This is a genomic window from Alsobacter soli (assembly GCF_003004785.1).
Classification (GTDB): Bacteria; Pseudomonadota; Alphaproteobacteria; order Rhizobiales; family Beijerinckiaceae; genus Alsobacter; species Alsobacter soli.
In genome coordinates this window covers 205,687-223,556 of sequence record NZ_PVZS01000005.1, presented here as the reverse complement: position 1 = coordinate 223,556, position 17,870 = coordinate 205,687, and the positions used below count along the sequence as shown (strand labels likewise).

Sequence of the window (17,870 nt, the reverse complement as noted above, 5' to 3'; positions counted from 1 at the left end):
GGCGCCGGCAACGACACGCTGATCGGCGGGACCGGGGCCGACACCCTCGTGGGCGGCGCGGGGACCGACCTCGCGGACTATTCCGGCTCGGCCGGCGGCGTGACCGTGGACCTCAACAGGGTCGGCCTCGCCCAGTCGAGCGGCGGCGATGCGGGCGCGGATGTGCTCAGCGGCATCGAGAACCTCACTGGTTCCGCCACGGGCGCCAACATTCTCACCGGCGCGAGCGGCGCGAACATCATCACGGGCGGCGCCGGGAACGACATCATCGCAGGCGAAAACCTCGTCCTCAACGGCGAGATGAGCCTCGGCCCGTCGGGCTGGACAATGTCGGGTACGGCGGGGATCAACGGCTCCGGTTATATGATCCTGGGCTATGGCGACAACACCACCGGCAACGCCATCTCGCAGGTCCTGGCGACCACGGTCGGAACCACCTACACGGTGAGCTTCGACGCTTCGTTCTGGAATGGCCCTGGACCCGAGACGGCGACGCTGTCGCTCACCGACGCCAATGGCCTGTCCGTATCCCTGAACACGGGCGCCCTCATCAACAGCTACCAGACCTTCACGACCACCTTCAAGGCGACCAGCACGAGCACCACGCTGACCCTCACCCAGACCACGCCGAGCTCCACGGGGGACGTGCTCCTGGACCACGTCCGCGTCACCAGCAGCACGGCCGTGGGCGACACCCTGAGCGGCGGCGCAGGCGACGACCTGATCTACGGGAGCGGCGGCGCCNCGCGTCACCAGCAGCACGGCCGTGGGCGACACCCTGAGCGGCGGCGCAGGCGACGACCTGATCTACGGGAGCGGCGGCGCCGACTCGCTCGACGGCGGCGCCGGCAACGACACCCTCGTCGCGGGCAGCGGCGCCGACACCCTCGTGGGCGGCGCCGGCGTGGACACGGCGGACTACAGCGCCTTCCCGACGCTCATCAGCAACGGCGACTTCTCGTCCGCCGCCACCGGATGGACGCTGGGCTCCAACACCGCCGTCACGAGCGGCGCGGCGCAGGCCACGAACGCCACCCGGATGCTCACCCAGGATGTCGGCTTCGTGGTGGGGCAGACCTACACGGTCACCTTCGACTACACGATGACGGCCGGCGCCCGCCTGCGCATCTCCAACAGCGACACCAACGGCGCCAACGTCGTCTATACGTCCACCGTCCTGGACAGCGCCGGAACGGTCACGGCCACCTTCGTGGCCACGGGCTCCAAGCTCGGCATCGAGGCGGATTCCGGCAGCTTCACCGGAACCCTCGACAACATCCGGATGCTGCAGGTCGTCGACCTCGCGACCGGCAAGTCGAACGACGGGGACGTGCTGCAGGGCGTCGAGAACGTCATTGGCGGCGCCACGGGCAACAAGATCTACGGCGACACGGGCGCCAACCGCCTCGACGGCGGCGCCGGGAACGACACCCTGGCCGGCGGCAGCGGCGCCGACACCCTGGCCGGCGGCGCCGGGAACGACCGCCTGAATGGCGGCGAGGCCTGGCTGGCGGACAAGGAGCCGGCCTCGCTCACCAACGCCTATCTGTTCCAGAACAAGGCGACGAGCTTTTACAACGGCGAAAGCCTCTACATTCCCGCCCAGTACACCCACAATATCTTCGAGCACCCCAACAGCGGCGCCGGCGAAACCGTGGCCGTGTACAACCTGGGTGGCGCGACCACCTTCTCATCCGATTTCGTCACCAACTGGTCCACCTCGGATGGGGCGACCTTCCGGGTCTACGCCGACGGCGCGCTGATCTTCGAGAAGGTCGACGCGCCGAGCAGCCAGGTCTTCTCCACCGGCCTGCTCAATGTCGCGGGCGCGTCGCAGCTCAAGCTCGTCACCACGGCGGGCACGAGCGGCAACAACGGCGCCGACCACGCGATGTGGCTCAACCCGCGCCTCTCCTGGGGGATCGCCGACGGCGCCGACAGCATCTCCGGCGGCGCCGGCGACGACACGATCGAGGGCGGATTCGGGGCCGACACCCTCGACGGCGGCTCGGGCGTGGACACCCTCGACTACACCGCCTCCACGGGCGCCGTGACGGTCAACCTCGCCACGGGCGCGGCCTCGGGCGGCGACGCGCAGGGCGACATCATCAGCGGCTTCGAGAACGTCTGGGGCTCGGCCCAGGCGGATTCCCTGGTCGGCGACGCCGGCGCCAACATCTTCATCGGCGGCCTGGGCGCCGACACCATCGTCGGCGGGGCCGGCGTGGACACGGTCGACTACAGCACCAGCGGCATGAATCCCGCCGGCGGGGTCGGCTTCTTCGTCGACCTGCTGGCCGGCAAGGGCCACAATGGCGCGGCCGAGGGCGATGTCCTGTCCGGCATTGAGAACCTGGTGGGCTCGGTCTGGAACGACAAGCTCTACGGCGACGCCGGCAACAACCGCATCGACGGCGGCGGCTGGGGCAACGACCTGCTCTCGGGCGGCGCGGGCAACGATACGCTGATCGGCGGAGCGGGGAACGAAAGGCTCGTCGGCGGACTCACCTGGCTCGCGGATATCGCCCCGACGTCGCAGACGAATATCTTGCAGTACAGTACCCCGGGTCCGGGCGGGTTAATCCCCTTCCAGTACCAGCACAACATCTTCGAGCACCCCAACTCGACCGGCGAAGCCGTCCTGACCTATGACATCGGGAGTGCCACGACTTTCTCGGCAAGCTTCATCAAGAACGTGTCGGCCGGCGGCGACGGCGTCACCTGGCGCGTCTATGGCGACAGCACGCTCCTGTTCGAGATGGCGGACGCCCCCCTGGGCCAGATGTTCTCGACGGGCGTGATCAACGTCGCGGGCTACCAGCAGCTGAAGCTGGTCACCACCTCCGGTTCCGCCGGCAACAACGGCTTCGACTCCGCCTACTGGCTCAACCCCGTCCTCTCCAGCGGAGCGGTCGGCAGCGACAACGACAGCCTGGTCGGCGGCGCGGGCAACGACACCCTCGAGGGCGGCGCGGGCGCCGACACCATGGACGGCGGCGCGGGAACGGACACGCTCGACTACGCGGCCTCCTCCGCGGCCGTGACGGTGGACCTCTCCGCCAACACCGCCAGCGGCGGCGACGCCCAGGGCGACGTGATCTCCGGCTTCGAATACGTCCTGGGGTCGGCCTTCGCCGACCGGATCACCGGCGACGCCAACGCCAACTGGTTCTACGGCGGCTCGGGCGACGACACGCTGATCGGCGCCGCCGGCGCCGACACCATGGTGGGCGGCTGGGGCGCCGACTCGATGGACGGCGGCTCCGGGGTTGACACGCTCGACTACACGGGCTCGTCGACCGGCGTCACCGTGAACCTCGCCACCGGCGTCGGCCTGGGCGGCGACGCCCAGGGCGATACGCTGATCGGCTTCGAGAACGTCTGGGGGACGAGCAGCGCCGACTCGCTGGTCGGCGACGCCAACGACAACATCTTCCGGCCCTATCTCGGCGCCGACACCATCGTGGGCGGCGCGGGCCAAGATACGGTCGATTACTGGTACTCCGGCACCGGCGTCAGCATCGACCTGACTCTCTCGACGGCTCAATCCGGCGGTGACGCGGCGGGAGACGTGTTCTCCGGCATCGAGAACGTGATCGGCTCAACCACTGCCGCCAACTGGATCAAGGGCGACGCCAACGCCAACGCCCTCACCGGCTGGAACGGCAACGACACCCTCATCGGCGGCGGCGGGGCGGACACGCTCTCGGGCGGCGCGGGCAACGACGCCTTTACGCTGGACGGCAGCTCGCTCACCATCGCCGCCAAGGTGGACGGCGGAACCGGGGCGGACACGCTCACCATCGCGGCCAACTCGGGTTCGAGTTTCACGGCCGCCAATCTCGCCGCGGCGGTGACCAATATGGAGGTGATCGACTTCCGCCAGGCCGGCGTGAACGCGAACCTGAGCCTCAGCGGCGCCCAGGTCGCCGCCATGACGGACGCCAACAAGGACCTGACCATCAACACCAGCCTCGGGGGCGGCGACACGATCGCGATCGCCGACGCGGCCAGCCGCTACACGATGTCGGTGTCGGGCAACACCACGAACTACGACATCTACGCGGACGACGCCCACACCACCCTGCTGGCCCACCTGCACGTGGTGGCGGCCTGACGATGGACGCCGGCGGCCTGGCGCGTGACCGCGCCGGGAGGCCGCCGGGCGGATGGCGGAATTGTCCTGTCGTTCTGTCTGAAATCTTCTCGCCTGCGCTCGCCGCTCCGCGCATGGTGGCGACCTCAACCGAGGTGCGCCCATGAAGTTTTCGGCCCTGACCCTCCTCCGCCAAGCGATGTCGGGCAACACCGGCTGGCCGGAGCAATGGCGCTCGCCCGAACCGAAGGCGGCCTATGACGCCGTGATCGTCGGCGGCGGCGGCCATGGCCTGGCGACGGCCTACTACATGGCCAAGGAACACGGGATGCGGAACATCGCCGTGGTCGAGCGGGGCTGGCTCGGCGGCGGCAACACCGGGCGCAACACCACCATCATCCGCTCCAACTATCTCTGGGAAGAGAGCGAGGGCCTTTACGAGCACGCCCTGAGGCTGTGGGAAGGCCTCTCCCAGGAGCTGAACTACAACGTGATGTACTCCGCCCGCGGGGTCATGATGCTGGCTCACAACACGCACGACGTGCAGGTCTTCAAGCGCCACGTCCACGCCAACCGCCTCCAGGGCATCGACAACGAGTGGCTGACGCCGGAGCAGGCCAAGGAGTTCTGCCCGCTCCTGAACATCTCGAAGGACATCCGCTACCCCATCGTGGGCGCCGCCCTGCAGCGCCGCGGCGGCACGGCCCGCCACGACGCGGTCGCCTGGGGCTACGCCCGCGGCGCCAGCGCGCTCGGCGTGGACATCATCCAGAACTGCGAGGTCACCGGCATCGACCGCGACGCTTCGGGCGCCGTGTCCGGCCTCCAGACCACTAGGGGGCCGATCCGCACCAGGAAGATCGGCGTCGTGGCCGCCGGCCACACCAGCGTGGTGATGGGGATGGCCGGCGTCCGCATGCCGCTGGAAAGCTACCCGCTGCAGGCCTTGGTCTCCGAGCCCGTGAAGCCGGCCATGTCCTGCGTGGTGATGTCGAACACCATCCACGCCTATATATCCCAGTCTGACAAGGGCGAGATGGTGATCGGCGCCGGCACGGACGCCTACACGTCCTATTCGCAGACGGGCGGCCTGCACATCTCCTCTCACACGCTGGACGCCATCTGCGAACTCTTCCCGGAGGTCCGGCGCCTGCGCATGCTGCGCAACTGGGGCGGCATCGTCGACGTCACGCCCGACCGCTCGCCCATCATCGGCAAGACGCCCGTCCCGGGTCTGTTCGTGAACTGCGGCTGGGGCACCGGCGGCTTCAAGGCGACCCCCGGCTCGGGCCATGTCTTCGCCCACACGGTGGCGACCGGCGAGCCGCACCCCATCAACGCCGGCTTCACGCTGGACCGGTTCCGCACCGGCCGGCTCATCGACGAGGCGGCCGCGGCCGCCGTGGCCCATTGAGGCGCTGACAATGCTCCTGATTCACTGCCCCTATTGCGGCATGGACCGCCCTGAACTCGAGTTCCGCTATGGCGGCGAGGCGCACATCGCCCGCCCGCTCGATCCGTCGTCCCAGACGGACGAGCAGTGGGCGGACTACCTGTATTTCCGCACCAACCCGAAGGGCGTCCACGCCGAGCGCTGGCGCCACACGTCCGGCTGCGGGCGCTTCTTCAACGCCATCCGGCACACCGTGACGGACCAGATCCTCGCCACCTACAAGGCCGGCGAGCCGAAGCCGGACGTCGTGGCGGGTGAGCTTGGGGGAGGTCGTTGATGGCGACGCCTTCTCGCATGTCATCCCCGGCCGGAGCGGCGGAGCCGCGCAGGGGAAGGGGATCCAGGCGACTGGGCTCCCCAAAACGGGCGCACACAGCGCTTCGCCAAGGCCCCTGGATCCCCTTCCCGGCGCTGCGCGCCGCCGGGGATGACAGCCGCGTCGAGGAGACCGCCCGATGAGCCAGCCATACCGCACGGCCTCCGGCGGGCGCGTGGATCGCGCCAAGGCGGTCCGTTTCACCTTCGACGGCAAGGCCTACGAGGGCCAGGCGGGCGACACCCTCGCCTCCGCCCTGCTGGCCAACGGCGTCCACCTCATGGGCCGCTCGTTCAAGTACCACCGCCCGCGCGGCGTGCTCGGCGCCGGCGCCGAGGAGCCGAACGCCCTGGTGGGCGTGTCCCGCGGCCGCGGGCGCTACACGCCCAATCTCCGCGCCACCCAGGTCGAGATCTACGAAGGCCTTGTGGCCGAGAGCCAGAACCGCTGGCCCTCCCTCGCCTTCGACATCGGCGAGATGAACAACATGGCCCCGCCCGGCCTGCTCAGCGCCGGCTTCTACTACAAGACCTTCATGGGCCCCGGCACGGCCTGGAAGACGGTCTACGAGCCCATGATCCGCAAGGCCGCAGGCCTCGGCGTGATCCCCAAGGAGCCGGACCCGGACCACTACACCCACCGCTACGCCCATTGCGACGTACTGGTGGTCGGCGCCGGCGCGGCCGGCCTCGCGGCGGCGCTGGCCGCCTCCGAGGGCGGCGCGCGGGTGATCCTGTGCGACGAGAACCCCGAGATGGGCGGCGGCCTCCTGGACGAGCCGGGCGCCACGGTGGACGGCAAGCCCGCCGTCGCCTGGGCGGCCGAAGCCGTGGCGACGCTCGCCTCGCGGCCGAACGTCACCCTGCTCACCCGCACCCAGGCCTTCGGCTACTACGCCCAGAACTTCCTGGGCCTGGCCCAGCGCCTCACGGAGCACCTCGCCATCCTCCCCGCGCACGCGCCGCGCGAGCGCATGTGGAAAGTCCGCGCCAGGCAGGTCGTGCTCGCCACCGGCGCCATCGAGCAGCCGCTCGTCTTCCCGGACAACGACCGGCCCGGGATCATGCTGGCCGGCGCCGCACGGACCTATCTCAACCGCTACGGCGTGAAGCCCGGCGAGCGCGCCGTGGTCTTCACGGTGGACGACACCGGCTACGCCGCCGCGGTCGACCTCGCGAAGGCGGGCGTCTCGATCGCCGCCATCGTGGACGTGCGCGAGGAGCCCGGCGAGGCGGCCGCCCATGCGGCGAATGCAGCCGCGCTGCGCATCGTCACCTCCGCGGTGATCACGGGCACGTCCGGGCGCCTGCGGGTCTCGGGCGTTGAGATCGGCAAGGTGGGCGCGGACGGCTCGGTCCGCCCGGTCGAGCGCGTGCCCTGCGATTGCGTCCTGATGGCGGGAGGCTGGGTCCCGGCCGTGCACCTGTTCTCCCAGTCGCGCGGCAAGCTGCGCTATGACGAGACCCGCGGCATCTACGTGCCGGGGGCCTCCTCCCCCATCCAGGCGGCAGCCTCCGCCGGCGCCTGCAACGGCGCCTTTGGGCTCGCAGCCGCCATCGCGGAGGGCTCGGCCGCCGGCGCGGCCGCGGCCGGCCGCTCGGCTCCCGCCACGACGCCCGCTGTCACCGGCGAGATCCCCCCGGTTGGAGGCGGCTTCCGCGGCGCCGTCCCGCATCACCGCGACCCGCAGAAGGTGAAGGCGTTCGTCGATTTCCAGAACGACGTCACCGCCAAGGACATCAAGCTCGCAGTGCGCGAGGGCTTCCGCTCCATCGAGCACGTGAAGCGCTACACCACGACGGGCATGGCGACCGACCAGGGCAAGACCTCCAACATGAACGGGCTCGCCATCGCGGCGAGCGCGCTGGAGAAGCCCGTGCCGCAGGTCGGCCTGACGACCTTCCGGCCGCCCTATACGCCCGTGACCTTCGGCAGCTTCGCCGGCCACTCGCGCGACCACCTGTTCGACCCGGTTCGAAAGACGGCCACGCACGCCTGGGCCCAGGCCCAGGGCGCGGTGTTCGAGGACGTCGGCCTGTGGAAGCGCGCCTGGTACTTCCCGCGCGGCGCGGAGGACATGCACGCCGCCGTGGCGCGCGAATGCCGCACGGTGCGCGGCTCGGTGGGGATCTTCGACGCCTCCACCCTCGGCAAGATCGAGGTCGTGGGCCCGGACGCGGCCGAGTTCATGAACCGGCTCTACACGAACCCCTGGGCCAAGCTGGAGCCGGGCCGGTGCCGCTACGGCCTGATGCTGAACGAGCAGGGTTTTGTGATGGACGACGGCGTCATCGGCCGCCTCGCGCCGGACCGCTTCCATGTCACCACCACGACCGGCGGCGCGCCGCGCGTGCTGGCCCACATGGAGGACTACCTGCAGACCGAGTTCACCGATCTCAAGGTCTGGCTCACCTCCACCACCGAGCAGTGGGCGGTGATCGCCGTCCAGGGCCCCAACGCCCGCAAGGTGCTGGAGCCCCTGGTGGAGGGCATCGACATTTCCCGCGAGGCCATGCCGCACATGAGCGTGCGCGAGGGCCGGATCTGCGGGGCGCCCACTCGCCTGTTCCGCGTCAGCTTCACCGGCGAGCTCGGCTTCGAGGTGAACGTCCCGGCCGACTACGGCCTGGCGGTCTGGGAGGCGATTTGGGCCGAGGGCCAGAAGCACGGCATGGCCGCCTACGGCACGGAGACCATGCACGTCCTGCGCGCCGAGAAGGGCTACATCATCGTCGGCCAGGAGACCGACGGCACGGTGACGCCCAACGATCTCGGCCTCGACTGGGCCATCGGCAAGGCCAAGCCCGACTTCGTCGGCAAGCGCTCCCTCGCCCGCCCCGACATGCTCAAGGCCGACCGCAAGCAGCTCGTCGGCCTGCTCACGGTGGATCCCGCCGTGGTGCTGGAGGAAGGCGCCCAGATCACCGAGACGGCGACGCCGATCCGCGGCAAGCCCGCGCTCGGGCACGTGACCTCCTCCTACCTGAGCCCGACGCGCGAGCGCTCGATCGCGCTGGCGCTCCTCGCGCGCGGGCGCGCCCGCATGGGCGCGCGCGTCTACATCCCCATGCCCGCCGGCCCGATCGAGGCCGTGGTCACCGAACCCATCTTCCACGACAAGGACGGGAGCCGCCTCGATGGCTGACCTCGCCACCAGCGCCCGGCGCGTCTCCGGGCTCGCGGACTTCGCGGCCGACACGACGTCCATCGGAGGCGTGACCCTGGCCGACGCCGGACCGGCCTCGCGCTTCGTGCTGCGCGGGTCCGAAGCCGCCGCAGCGGCGAGCGGGCCTTTCGGGGTCGCCATCCCGACCACGTCCCTTCGGGCCGGCGAAGGCAGCGGCCGCGCCGCCCTCTGGCTCGGCCCCGACGAGTGGCTGCTCCTGGGCGCGGCCCATGAGACCGCGGCGATCCAGTCCGCCCTCGAGCAGGCCATGGCTGGCGTCCCGCACAGCCTCGTGGACGTCTCCCACCGCCAGATGGGGATCGCCGTGGAGGGCCCCGGCGCCGCCCTGGCGCTGAACGCCGCCGTGCCCCTCGACCTCTCGGCGGAGGCCTTTCCGGCCGGCATGTGCGCGCGCACCATCTTCGAAAAGGCCGAAATCGTGCTCTGGCGCACCGGTCCGGAGCGCTTCCACGTCGAGGTCTGGCGCTCTTTCGCGCCCTATGTCTGGGAGATCCTGGACGTCGTGCGGAAGGAGAACGCAGCGGCGGCCTGAATGTCCGCTGGCGCCGCCCGGGCGCCGGCTCATGTTCTTGGCGGCGCAGCCGCATGTCGCCGAGTGAGGTCGCCCCCAATCCGAGAGGCCTCCATGATCAGCGCCTTCGAACTGTTCAAGATCGGAATCGGCCCCTCCTCGTCCCACACGGTGGGCCCGATGAAGGCCGCGGCGCAGTTCATGGAGGCGGTCGCCGCCCTGGGCGTCCCGACCGCCCGCGTCTCCGCCGTTCTGTACGGCTCGCTCGCCTGGACCGGAAAAGGGCACGGGACCGATCGCGCCGTCGTGCTGGGCCTCGCCGGCGAACGGCCTGAAACCGTGGACCTCGACCGTGCCGAAGTCCTCTGGAGCGCGGTTCGCTCCGGCCAGGGGCTGGCGCTGCGGGACGGGCGCGTCTTGCCCTTCAGCCTCGAGGCCGACCTCCGCTTCGACTTCGAGAACCGCCCCCCAGTCCACCCCAACACCCTCTCTCTGTCGGCCCACGACGCGGGCGGCCGGCTTCTCATGGAGCAGCGCTGGTGCTCGATCGGCGGCGGGTTCGTCGTGCGCGAAGGCGAAAGCGCGGCCCCTGCCGCAGCCGCTGTCGAGCTGCCGTTCCCCTACCGGAGCGGGGCCGACCTGCTGGCGATGGGTTGCAAAGCAGGCCTTGGGATCGCCGCGATGGCGCTGGCCAATGAAGCGGCCTTGCGGCCGCGGGACGACGTGCTGGCGGGATTGGACGCGATCGCCGAGGCCATGCTGGCGTGCATCGACCGCGGCCTCGCGACGGAAGGCGAGCTGCCCGGCGGCCTGAAGGTGAGGCGGCGCGCGCCGTCGATCTTCGCCCGCATCAGGGAGGCGGAGCGGATGAACGAGGTCCGGCTCCCCCAGGCCTTCGACCTGCTCAGCGTCTTCGCCATGGCGGTGAACGAGGAGAACGCCGCGGGCGGCCGCGTCGTGACGGCTCCCACGAATGGCGCAGCGGGCGTGATGCCGTCGGTGCTCCGCTACTATCGGGATTGGTGCTCGGGGGCGTCCCAGGACGGCCTGCGCGCCTTCCTGCTCGCCGCGGCGGCCATCGGCGCGCTTTTCAAGATGAACGCCTCCATCTCAGGCGCGGAAGTCGGCTGCCAGGGCGAGGTGGGCGTCGCCTCCTCGATGGCGGCCGCCGGCCTCACCGCCGCCCTTGGCGGCACGAACGCCCAGGTCGAGAACGCGGCCGAAATCGCCATGGAGCATCACCTCGGCATGACCTGCGACCCGGTCGGCGGCCTCGTCCAGATCCCCTGCATCGAGCGCAACGCCTTTGGGGCCGTGAAGGCCGTCAATGCGGCTTCCCTCGCCCTCAAGGAGGACGGCGTCCACAAGATCAGCCTCGACCAGGTGGTCGCGACCATGCGCCAGACCGGCGCCGACATGCACGACAAGTACAAGGAAACATCCCAGGGCGGACTCGCCGTGAACTGGGTCGAGTGCTGACCAGCCCGCGATGGCCGGCCCGGGCGTCCGGCGCTGAAGAAGGAAGCGTCAGATCCGGGGCATGTCGCCGGGGCGCGCAGCGCGGCGCTGGGCCGCCGTGCGGAACGGGGCGTTCGCGGCGCCGTACCCCGCATATGCCCCCCTCCGCTCCACGATCTCGAAGAACATGCCCTCGCCGAAACTGCGGCCGTAGAGCTGGAAGAACTCGCCGCCCGCGTCGCGGTCGTACATGAGGTTGAGGGATTTCAGCCGGGCGAGGAGTTCCGGCTCCAGGCCGAAGCGGGCGTCGAGGTCGTCGTAGTAGTTCTTTCCGATCGCCAGGGCCTGGAACCCGCGGGCCGCCAGGGCCTCGGCGGCCGCGAAGATGTCGTCGGCCGCAAACGCGATGTGCTGCACGGCCGATCCGAAGCTGTCGGCAACGAAGCGCCCGGCTTGCGTGCGCCGGGATTCCGCGCCGTTCAGCGTGACCCTGAGCGCCCCGCCGGCCGTCTCGATGGCTTGGCTGCGCACCAGCCCGTCTGGGTCGGCGACGTCCACCATCGGCGCCTTGGTCGCCTCGAAGATGGACGTGTAGAACAGCGACCAGCTCAGCATCTCTCCATACGCCATGGTCTGCCCGATATGGTCGACCCGGGCGAGCCCGGCGCTGGGCCCAGGCGCGTTCTTCTCCAGGCGGAAATCCACCTCCCAGAGCCGTCCCAGGTCCGAGATCCCGTCCACGAAGCGCAGCACGCTCCCGCCCACGCCCCGAATAGCCGGAATTTGCAGTTCACCCGGAGCCGTAGCCTGGGAGAAGCGCTTGCTGCCCAGCGCCAGGGCGCGCCCGAGCGTGGCCGAGGCGTCCGGAACGCGCAGCGCAATGTCGCTGACGGTCGTCCCGTGGCTGATGAACGCCGAGTGAGCGAAGCCGGTGGTCTCCGTGTTGACGAGAATGTTGATCCCACCTTGCCGCCACAGCGTCACGGACTTGGACACGTGTCTCCCGGCTCGAGTGAAGCCCATGGCCGAAAGCTGCGTCTCGAGGCCTGGCGCCTCGGCGGCGCTGGTCGCGAACTCGATGAACTCCACGGCGTCCACGGAGGCCGGCGCCGGCAGCGGGGTCACCGCCTCCGCCACGGCGGGCTCGGCCCGCTTCACGCGATCCATGAGCGCCAAAAGCGAGCGATGTCCGTCGGAGGCGACGAGCCCCGGCAGGGCGCTGCGGAACTGGTCGTTGAAGATCTCCAGGCTCAGCGGGCCACGGTACCCGGTGGCCATCACCGCGCGCATGAATCCGACCACGTCGAGGTCGCCCTCGCCCGGCATGTTGCGGAAGTGCCGCGACCAGTAGAGCAGGTCCATGTCGATGGCCGGCGCGTCCGCCAGTTGGACGAAGAAGATCTTGTCCCCGGGAATGCGCCGGATCGTGTCAGGCGGGATCCCGCGTCCCAGCGAGTGGAAGCTGTCGAGGATGAGCCCCACGTTCGGATGGTCGGCCCGCCGCACCACCTCCCAGGCGTCGCGGTGATCGTTGACGTAGCGCCCCCAGGCCAGCGCCTCGAAGCCGAGGCGCAGCCCGCGCGCGGCGGCCCGCTCGCCGAGCTCGTGAAGGTCCGCCGCCGCCCGGTCGATGCCGCCGATCGCCTCGGGATGGACGGAGGAGCAGACGAGCAGGAGGTCTGCGCCGAGCTCCTGCATCAGGTCGAATTTGCGCTCGGCCCGCGCGAAGGCGCGGGTGCGCAGCGGCTCGGGCAGGCCCTCGAAGTCGCGGAACGGCTGGAACAGCAGGATCTCGAGCCCATGGCCGCGGACCATGGCGGCGGCCTCTCGCGGGCCGCCCTCGAACGCCACGAAATCCTGCTCGAAGATCTCGAGGCCGTCGAAGCCAGCCGCCGCGATGGCGGCCAGCTTGTCCCGGAAGTCGCCGGAGATCGAAACGGTCGCGATCGAGGTCTTCATCGTCCTCACGTCCTTGTCCGCCCCTCGGCGTCAATAGCGAATACGCGCCACCTGCCGCAGTTTCTCGGCGGTCGTGCTCGGGAAGCCGAAGAATTCGAGATAGGCTGGAATCTGCTCGAACAGCATGTCGGTTCCCACCTGCACGGCGCAGCCGCGCTCGCGGGCCGCAGCCAGGAAGGGCGTGATCTCCTGCGTGAGCACGACCTCTCCGACGAAGCAGTCGGGGCCCAGCCTGGCCACGTCGACAGGCAACGGGTCGCCCGGCTTCATGCCCAGCGGGGTGGCGTTGACCACCACGTCGTAGCCTGCAGGGTCGCGCTGGCCGACCGCGACTTCCAGCGCCGGGTAGTGCCGCGCGAGCCGGTCGGCGAGCGCCGCCGCGCTGTGCCCGTCGATGTCGAAAAGGCCGAGCGCTCCGACGCCTGCGCCCGCGAGGGAAGCCGCGATGGCGGAGCCGACGCCGCCCGCTCCTACCACCAGGGCCCGCGCGCCCCTGGGATCGCGCCCCTTCCGGCGCATCCCTCGCACGAAGCCTTCGCCGTCGAACATGTCGGCCAGCAGGCTGCCGTCTTCCCGCAGCAGGATGGCGTTGGCCGAACCCGCGATGGCGGCGGCCGTGCTCACCTCGTCCACCAGGCCGATGGTGGCCACCTTGTGCGGCATCGTGACCAGCGCGCCGCGAATATTGCTGAGCCGGAACAGCGGTCGCAGGAAAGCGGCGTAGTCCTCCGCCTTCACGCCCATGGGCATGACGACCGCGTCGATCCCGCACTCCTCGAACCAGGGATTGTAGATCATAGGCGCGCGGAAAGACTCGGTCGGATAGCCGAGATGCGCGATGAGGGTGGTTCGGCCGCTGATCATGTCAGCGCCAGCGAGAAGGAACGGCTGCGCGCCAAGCCGCGCCGGGGCGCCGCGACACGCTCTTGGAGGCGCGCCGAGGTTGGGGGTGACGGATCACGGATCCTCCCTGGCGTCCTGCTCACGAACGCGGGACGACTTGCCATCTCTTTGCAGGGACGTTGGACGAGTTGGCGCGGTCCGTCAACGAACACCAATCCTCCCTGGAGAGCCCAGCCGAAAGGCCGGCGCGGGGATCACTGGCTGGCGTACATGTCCAGGCAGGCCGCGAGATCCACGTAGCTATGAATGCCCTGCTGCTCGCCGACGCAGATCTCCCGGCTGCTGGGCTTGGTATGGCTCCAGGTCGCGGCCAGCTTGTCCCGGGCGGCTTGCTCCTCCTTCACGCAATTCCCCATGGTCTCGCCGGTGCCGTTCAGCGACGAGGTTTGGGCGCGGCACGCGGCCTGGATGTCAAAGCGCGGGACGCTGTCGGCCGCCGGGCCGACCAGGGTGATCCCGAGCAGCGCGAACCCGAGCTTGATCATGGGACCGGTCCTCCCGCTGACGTGAACGTCGTCTCGAAAGGATAGCGCCGCGCGCGCCACTTCGCCTGATCCAGGTCAGGGATCGGGACGGCCTCTGCGCCCTCCGCGAGAAACCGATTTCAAGCCCGAAGCGTCGCGACCGCCTGTGGCGGTTGCTCAGGTCGAAGGGCGCGACCTGAGGGCGGCCAACCGTCTCACCGCGCGCTCCGCAAGCTGCTGGAAGGCGTGCAGCTCGTCCTCGTCCTCCGAGGAGTCGACCCCTTCGAGGTAGGCGTCGACCAGAGCCTCGGCGAGCGCCGCGGCGGAGCCATCCTTGGGCCCGCCGGCCTGAAGGCCGAATTTCCGGGACTCGACGGCCATGGCTCGTGCTTCCGCGGCGAGTTCGACGAAGTGGCCGCCGGGTGACTCGTCCAAGGCCTTGGCGAGGCGCAGTTCGAGGTCTGCCGCGGCCTGCCGCGCCTGGGGCGTTGCTGTTTCCCCTCGCATGGCGTGAAAGGCCTTGCGCCGCTCCCTCCGGAACGCCGCCACGTGACCGAGTTCCTCCTTGGCCATGGTCTCCGCAGCCTGGCGCACCTCCGGCCGCGCGGCGTTGGCGGCGACGTAGCTCCAGAAGGCGAAGGCGCGCTCCTCGTTGCGCGTGGCGACAGTGAGCACCCGGTAGGGCGTGAGCAGGTTGGAGCCGGACATCTCGGCGGCGTCCTCCTCCTCGAACGTGGGCGGAGCCAGCCAGCGCAGGGCGGCGGGATTGGGCTCGTGGCCCAGGCGCTGCTCCGACCAGGCGTCCACGTGCGCGACGTGGCCGCGCTCCTCGGCTGCGATGCCCTCGAACACGGCCGCGAGGTCATCGTGTCCCTGCGCCCGCATGGCTGCTCCGAATTCCGCGTATTTCGCGGCCGCCTCGCTCTCCATGGCGTGAGCCAAAGCGAACAATTCGTCCAGGGTTTCAAGGACCCCGAGCGGTTCCGTCTTGAGGAAAGGCATCGCGCGGCTCCCGCGTAGGTAGTTGACACTCCCCAACATAACCGGTGAGTTTGACCCTGCGCAAAGAAGCGGCGCCCGCGCCCTGCTCTTTGGCCCCTGTGCCCACCACATCGCCCATCGGAGAAGACGGCGTCGACCGGCGGAACCATTGTTCCGGTCCGGGAGTTGTCATCTTCCTGTGCGAAGGAAAGCTCTTCGAACAGGGAACTGGGCGATGCGCCTGACGGACTTTTCCGCAAGCCTGCGGGCGTGTCTCCTCGCTGTCCTTTTCTACGCTTTAAGCGCGGCGGCTGCCGGCGCCTCCTCCGGCAAGCTCCAGGAATACCTCGCCAAGGCGCAACCCTCCGAGTTCTTCGGGGGCGCCGACCGGTTCGGCCCGCCCCAGGGCGACCCGCCGGTGACGCCCGTCTTCGCGGGCGATGTGCTCAAGGGCTTCGTTTATCTCAACACCGACTTCACGAACGCGACCGGCTACTCCGGGAAGCCCATCAACCTGCTGGTGGGCATCGACCCGCAGGGCGTGATCACCGGCCTCAAGCTCGTCGAGCACAAGGAGCCGATCGTCCTCATCGGCATCCCCGAGAAGCGCATCCTGGCCGCCATCAACACCCTGGTCGGCAAGGACATGAAGCCCGTCGCCAGCGGGGCCGAGAAGCCGCCGCAGGTCGACATCGTGAGCGGCGCGACCGTGACGGTGCTGGTGATCGGCGACAGCGTCGTGCGATCGGCCACGAAGCTGATCAGGAGCGGGCGGCTGGGCGGCCAGGCGGCTGCGGGCGCGACCACGGCCGCGGCCACCGTGACCAAGACGCTTGACCTCGGGAAGAGCGAAATCAAGGACTGGCAGACGCTGCTGGGGGATGGATCCGTCCGTCGTCTCCACCTCAGCGTCGGGGACGTCAGCGACGCCTTCTCCAAGGCGGGGAACGCGGCCGCGGCGGCGAACGCCGAAACCGGGAACCCCGACGACACTTTCATCGACCTGTACGTCGCTCTCGCCTCGGCGCCCACGATCGGGCGCAGCCTGCTGGGCGACGACGCCTACAATCGGCTCAAGGCGCAGCTCAAGCCGGGGCAGCAGGCCATCATCGTGGCCGGCCAGGGCGCCTATTCCTTCAAGGGCTCGGGCTATGTCCGCGGCGGCATCTTCGATCGCATCGAGTTGCTCCAGGACGGGGCCAGCACGCGCTTCCGCGATCGCAACCACACCCGGATCGGCTCGCTGGCCGCCGAGGGCGCGCCGGACCTGCCCGAGATCGCCCTGTTCACGACGCCGCCGGAGTTCACGCTCGATCCGACCGAGCCCTGGCAGCTCCAGCTCCTGGTCCAGCGCGCCACGGGCGCGCGCGACAAGGCGTTCCTGACCTTCGACGTTGGCTACGCGTTGCCGGACGCCTATGTCAAGCGCGAGCAGAAGGCCGTCACGGTCCCTGACCAGCCTGCTCCCGCCGCTCAGGCCCCGGCCCAGGCCCCCACCCCCACGGCCGGCGTGCCGCCCGACGAAGCGGAGCCGCTTTGGCTGCAGATCTGGCGTGGCAGGCCCGTCGCCATCGGGATCACCGCGGCGGCCCTGCTCGCCCTTACCGGGATCTTCTTCTTCCAGGACGCGCTGGTGAAGCGCCCGAAGACCTACGTCTGGGTCCGGCGGGCCTTCCTTCTGTTCACGCTGGTGTGGCTGGGCTGGTACGCGAACGCGCAGCTGTCCGTCGTCAACGTGCTGACCTTCACAAACGCGCTGATCAACGGCTTCCACTGGGAGTTCTTCCTCGCCGCTCCGCTTATCTTCATCCTGTGGGCGGCCGTGGCGGCGGGATTGCTGTTCTGGGGGCGCGGTCCGTTCTGCGGGTGGCTGTGCCCCTTCGGCGCGCTCCAGGAGCTCACGAACAACCTGGCCCAGGCCCTCAAGGTGCCGCAGCTGAAGCTCCCCTGGGGCCTGCACGAGCGCCTCTGGCCCATCAAGTACATCATCTTCCTGGGTCTGTTCGGCGCGTCCCTGTATTCGGTCGCGCTGGCTGAAACGCTGGCCGAGGTGGAGCCCTTCAAGACCTCCATCGTGCTGAAGTTCATGCGCGACTGGCCCTACGTGCTCTACGCCGTGGCCCTGCTCGTCGCGGGCTTGTTCGTCGAGCGCTTCTTCTGCCGCTACCTGTGCCCGCTCGGCGCCGCCCTGGCCATTCCGGGCCGCATCCGGACCTTCGAGTGGCTGAGGCGATGGCCCGAATGCGGCTCGCCCTGCCAGCGTTGCGCCAAGGAATGCCCGGTTCAGTCGATACACCCCGAAGGGCACATCAACGTCAACGAGTGCATCTACTGCATGCACTGCCAGGAGCTCTACCACGACGACCACCGCTGCCCGCACATGATCCAGGTGCGGTTGAAGCGGGAGAAGCGCGAGGCGCTGTCGTCGCCGTCCATGCGGGCGGGTGGCTCCGGGCACAAGCCGGTCATCGCCCACAACGGCGTGCCGGTCGCCGAATCCCCGCACTCCCCTTCCCCCTCACCCTAGCCGAGCTCAGGAGGC

The 17,870-nt window shown here is 69.8% G+C and carries 12 protein-coding genes and 1 pseudogene; 8 read left to right on the top strand and 5 right to left on the bottom strand.

Annotation, left to right across the window (positions count from 1 at the left end; genetic code table 11):
- Positions 1 to 267 (top strand): annotated as a pseudogene (locus SLNSH_RS25700) (hypothetical protein); the annotation flags it as partial.
- A gap of 290 nt (positions 268 to 557) precedes the next feature.
- On the opposite strand, the gene SLNSH_RS25295 reads toward SLNSH_RS25700, so the two are convergent.
- On the bottom strand, positions 558 to 695 hold the full coding sequence (locus SLNSH_RS25295; RefSeq protein ID WP_245422104.1) for a hypothetical protein: 138 nt from the start codon (positions 693 to 695) through the stop codon (positions 558 to 560).
- Between the two features lie 71 nt (positions 696 to 766).
- Between SLNSH_RS25295 and SLNSH_RS06550 the strand changes: the two genes are divergently transcribed.
- From SLNSH_RS06550 to SLNSH_RS06525, 6 genes are all read left to right on the top strand, one after another.
- On the top strand, positions 767 to 4,117 hold the full coding sequence (locus tag SLNSH_RS06550; RefSeq protein WP_106335868.1) for a beta strand repeat-containing protein: 3,351 nt from the start codon (positions 767 to 769) through the stop codon (positions 4,115 to 4,117).
- A 142-nt stretch (positions 4,118 to 4,259) separates the two neighbouring features.
- Positions 4,260 to 5,510 (top strand): sarcosine oxidase subunit beta family protein, encoded by a 1,251-nt coding sequence (locus tag SLNSH_RS06545; protein WP_106335867.1) that lies wholly within the window; start codon positions 4,260 to 4,262, stop codon positions 5,508 to 5,510.
- Between the two features lie 10 nt (positions 5,511 to 5,520).
- The gene (locus SLNSH_RS06540; RefSeq protein WP_106335866.1) at positions 5,521 to 5,826 is read left to right on the top strand and encodes a sarcosine oxidase subunit delta; all 306 of its coding nucleotides are present in this window, start codon (positions 5,521 to 5,523) and stop codon (positions 5,824 to 5,826) included.
- 178 nt (positions 5,827 to 6,004) lie between these two features.
- Entirely contained in the window at positions 6,005 to 9,010 is a 3,006-nt protein-coding gene (locus tag SLNSH_RS06535; protein ID WP_106335865.1) for a sarcosine oxidase subunit alpha family protein, read from the top strand.
- Positions 9,003 to 9,584 (top strand): sarcosine oxidase subunit gamma, encoded by a 582-nt coding sequence (locus SLNSH_RS06530; protein ID WP_106335864.1) that lies wholly within the window; start codon positions 9,003 to 9,005, stop codon positions 9,582 to 9,584. The genes SLNSH_RS06535 and SLNSH_RS06530 overlap by 8 nt, the downstream gene beginning before the upstream one ends.
- 93 nt (positions 9,585 to 9,677) lie before the next feature.
- Complete coding sequence (locus SLNSH_RS06525; RefSeq protein WP_106335863.1) at positions 9,678 to 11,042, top strand: L-serine ammonia-lyase; 1,365 nt, start codon at positions 9,678 to 9,680, stop codon at positions 11,040 to 11,042.
- A gap of 48 nt (positions 11,043 to 11,090) precedes the next feature.
- On the opposite strand, the gene SLNSH_RS06520 is transcribed toward SLNSH_RS06525, so the two are convergent.
- The 4 genes from SLNSH_RS06520 to SLNSH_RS06505 form a co-directional block, all read right to left on the bottom strand.
- Positions 11,091 to 12,980, bottom strand: a complete 1,890-nt coding sequence (locus SLNSH_RS06520; RefSeq protein WP_106335862.1) for a bifunctional sugar phosphate isomerase/epimerase/4-hydroxyphenylpyruvate dioxygenase family protein — start codon at positions 12,978 to 12,980, stop codon at positions 11,091 to 11,093.
- 30 nt (positions 12,981 to 13,010) lie between these two features.
- Entirely contained in the window at positions 13,011 to 13,844 is an 834-nt protein-coding gene (locus SLNSH_RS06515) for a shikimate dehydrogenase family protein (RefSeq protein ID WP_106335861.1), read from the bottom strand.
- Between the two features lie 233 nt (positions 13,845 to 14,077).
- Positions 14,078 to 14,368 (bottom strand): hypothetical protein, encoded by a 291-nt coding sequence (locus SLNSH_RS06510; protein ID WP_106335860.1) that lies wholly within the window; start codon positions 14,366 to 14,368, stop codon positions 14,078 to 14,080.
- A 156-nt stretch (positions 14,369 to 14,524) separates the two neighbouring features.
- Complete coding sequence (locus tag SLNSH_RS06505; RefSeq protein ID WP_106335859.1) at positions 14,525 to 15,349, bottom strand: ferritin-like domain-containing protein; 825 nt, start codon at positions 15,347 to 15,349, stop codon at positions 14,525 to 14,527.
- A gap of 214 nt (positions 15,350 to 15,563) precedes the next feature.
- On the opposite strand from SLNSH_RS06505, the gene SLNSH_RS06500 reads away from it, so the two are divergent.
- On the top strand, positions 15,564 to 17,855 hold the full coding sequence (locus tag SLNSH_RS06500; RefSeq protein WP_106335858.1) for a NosR/NirI family protein: 2,292 nt from the start codon (positions 15,564 to 15,566) through the stop codon (positions 17,853 to 17,855).
- Positions 17,856 to 17,870 lie beyond the last annotated feature (15 nt).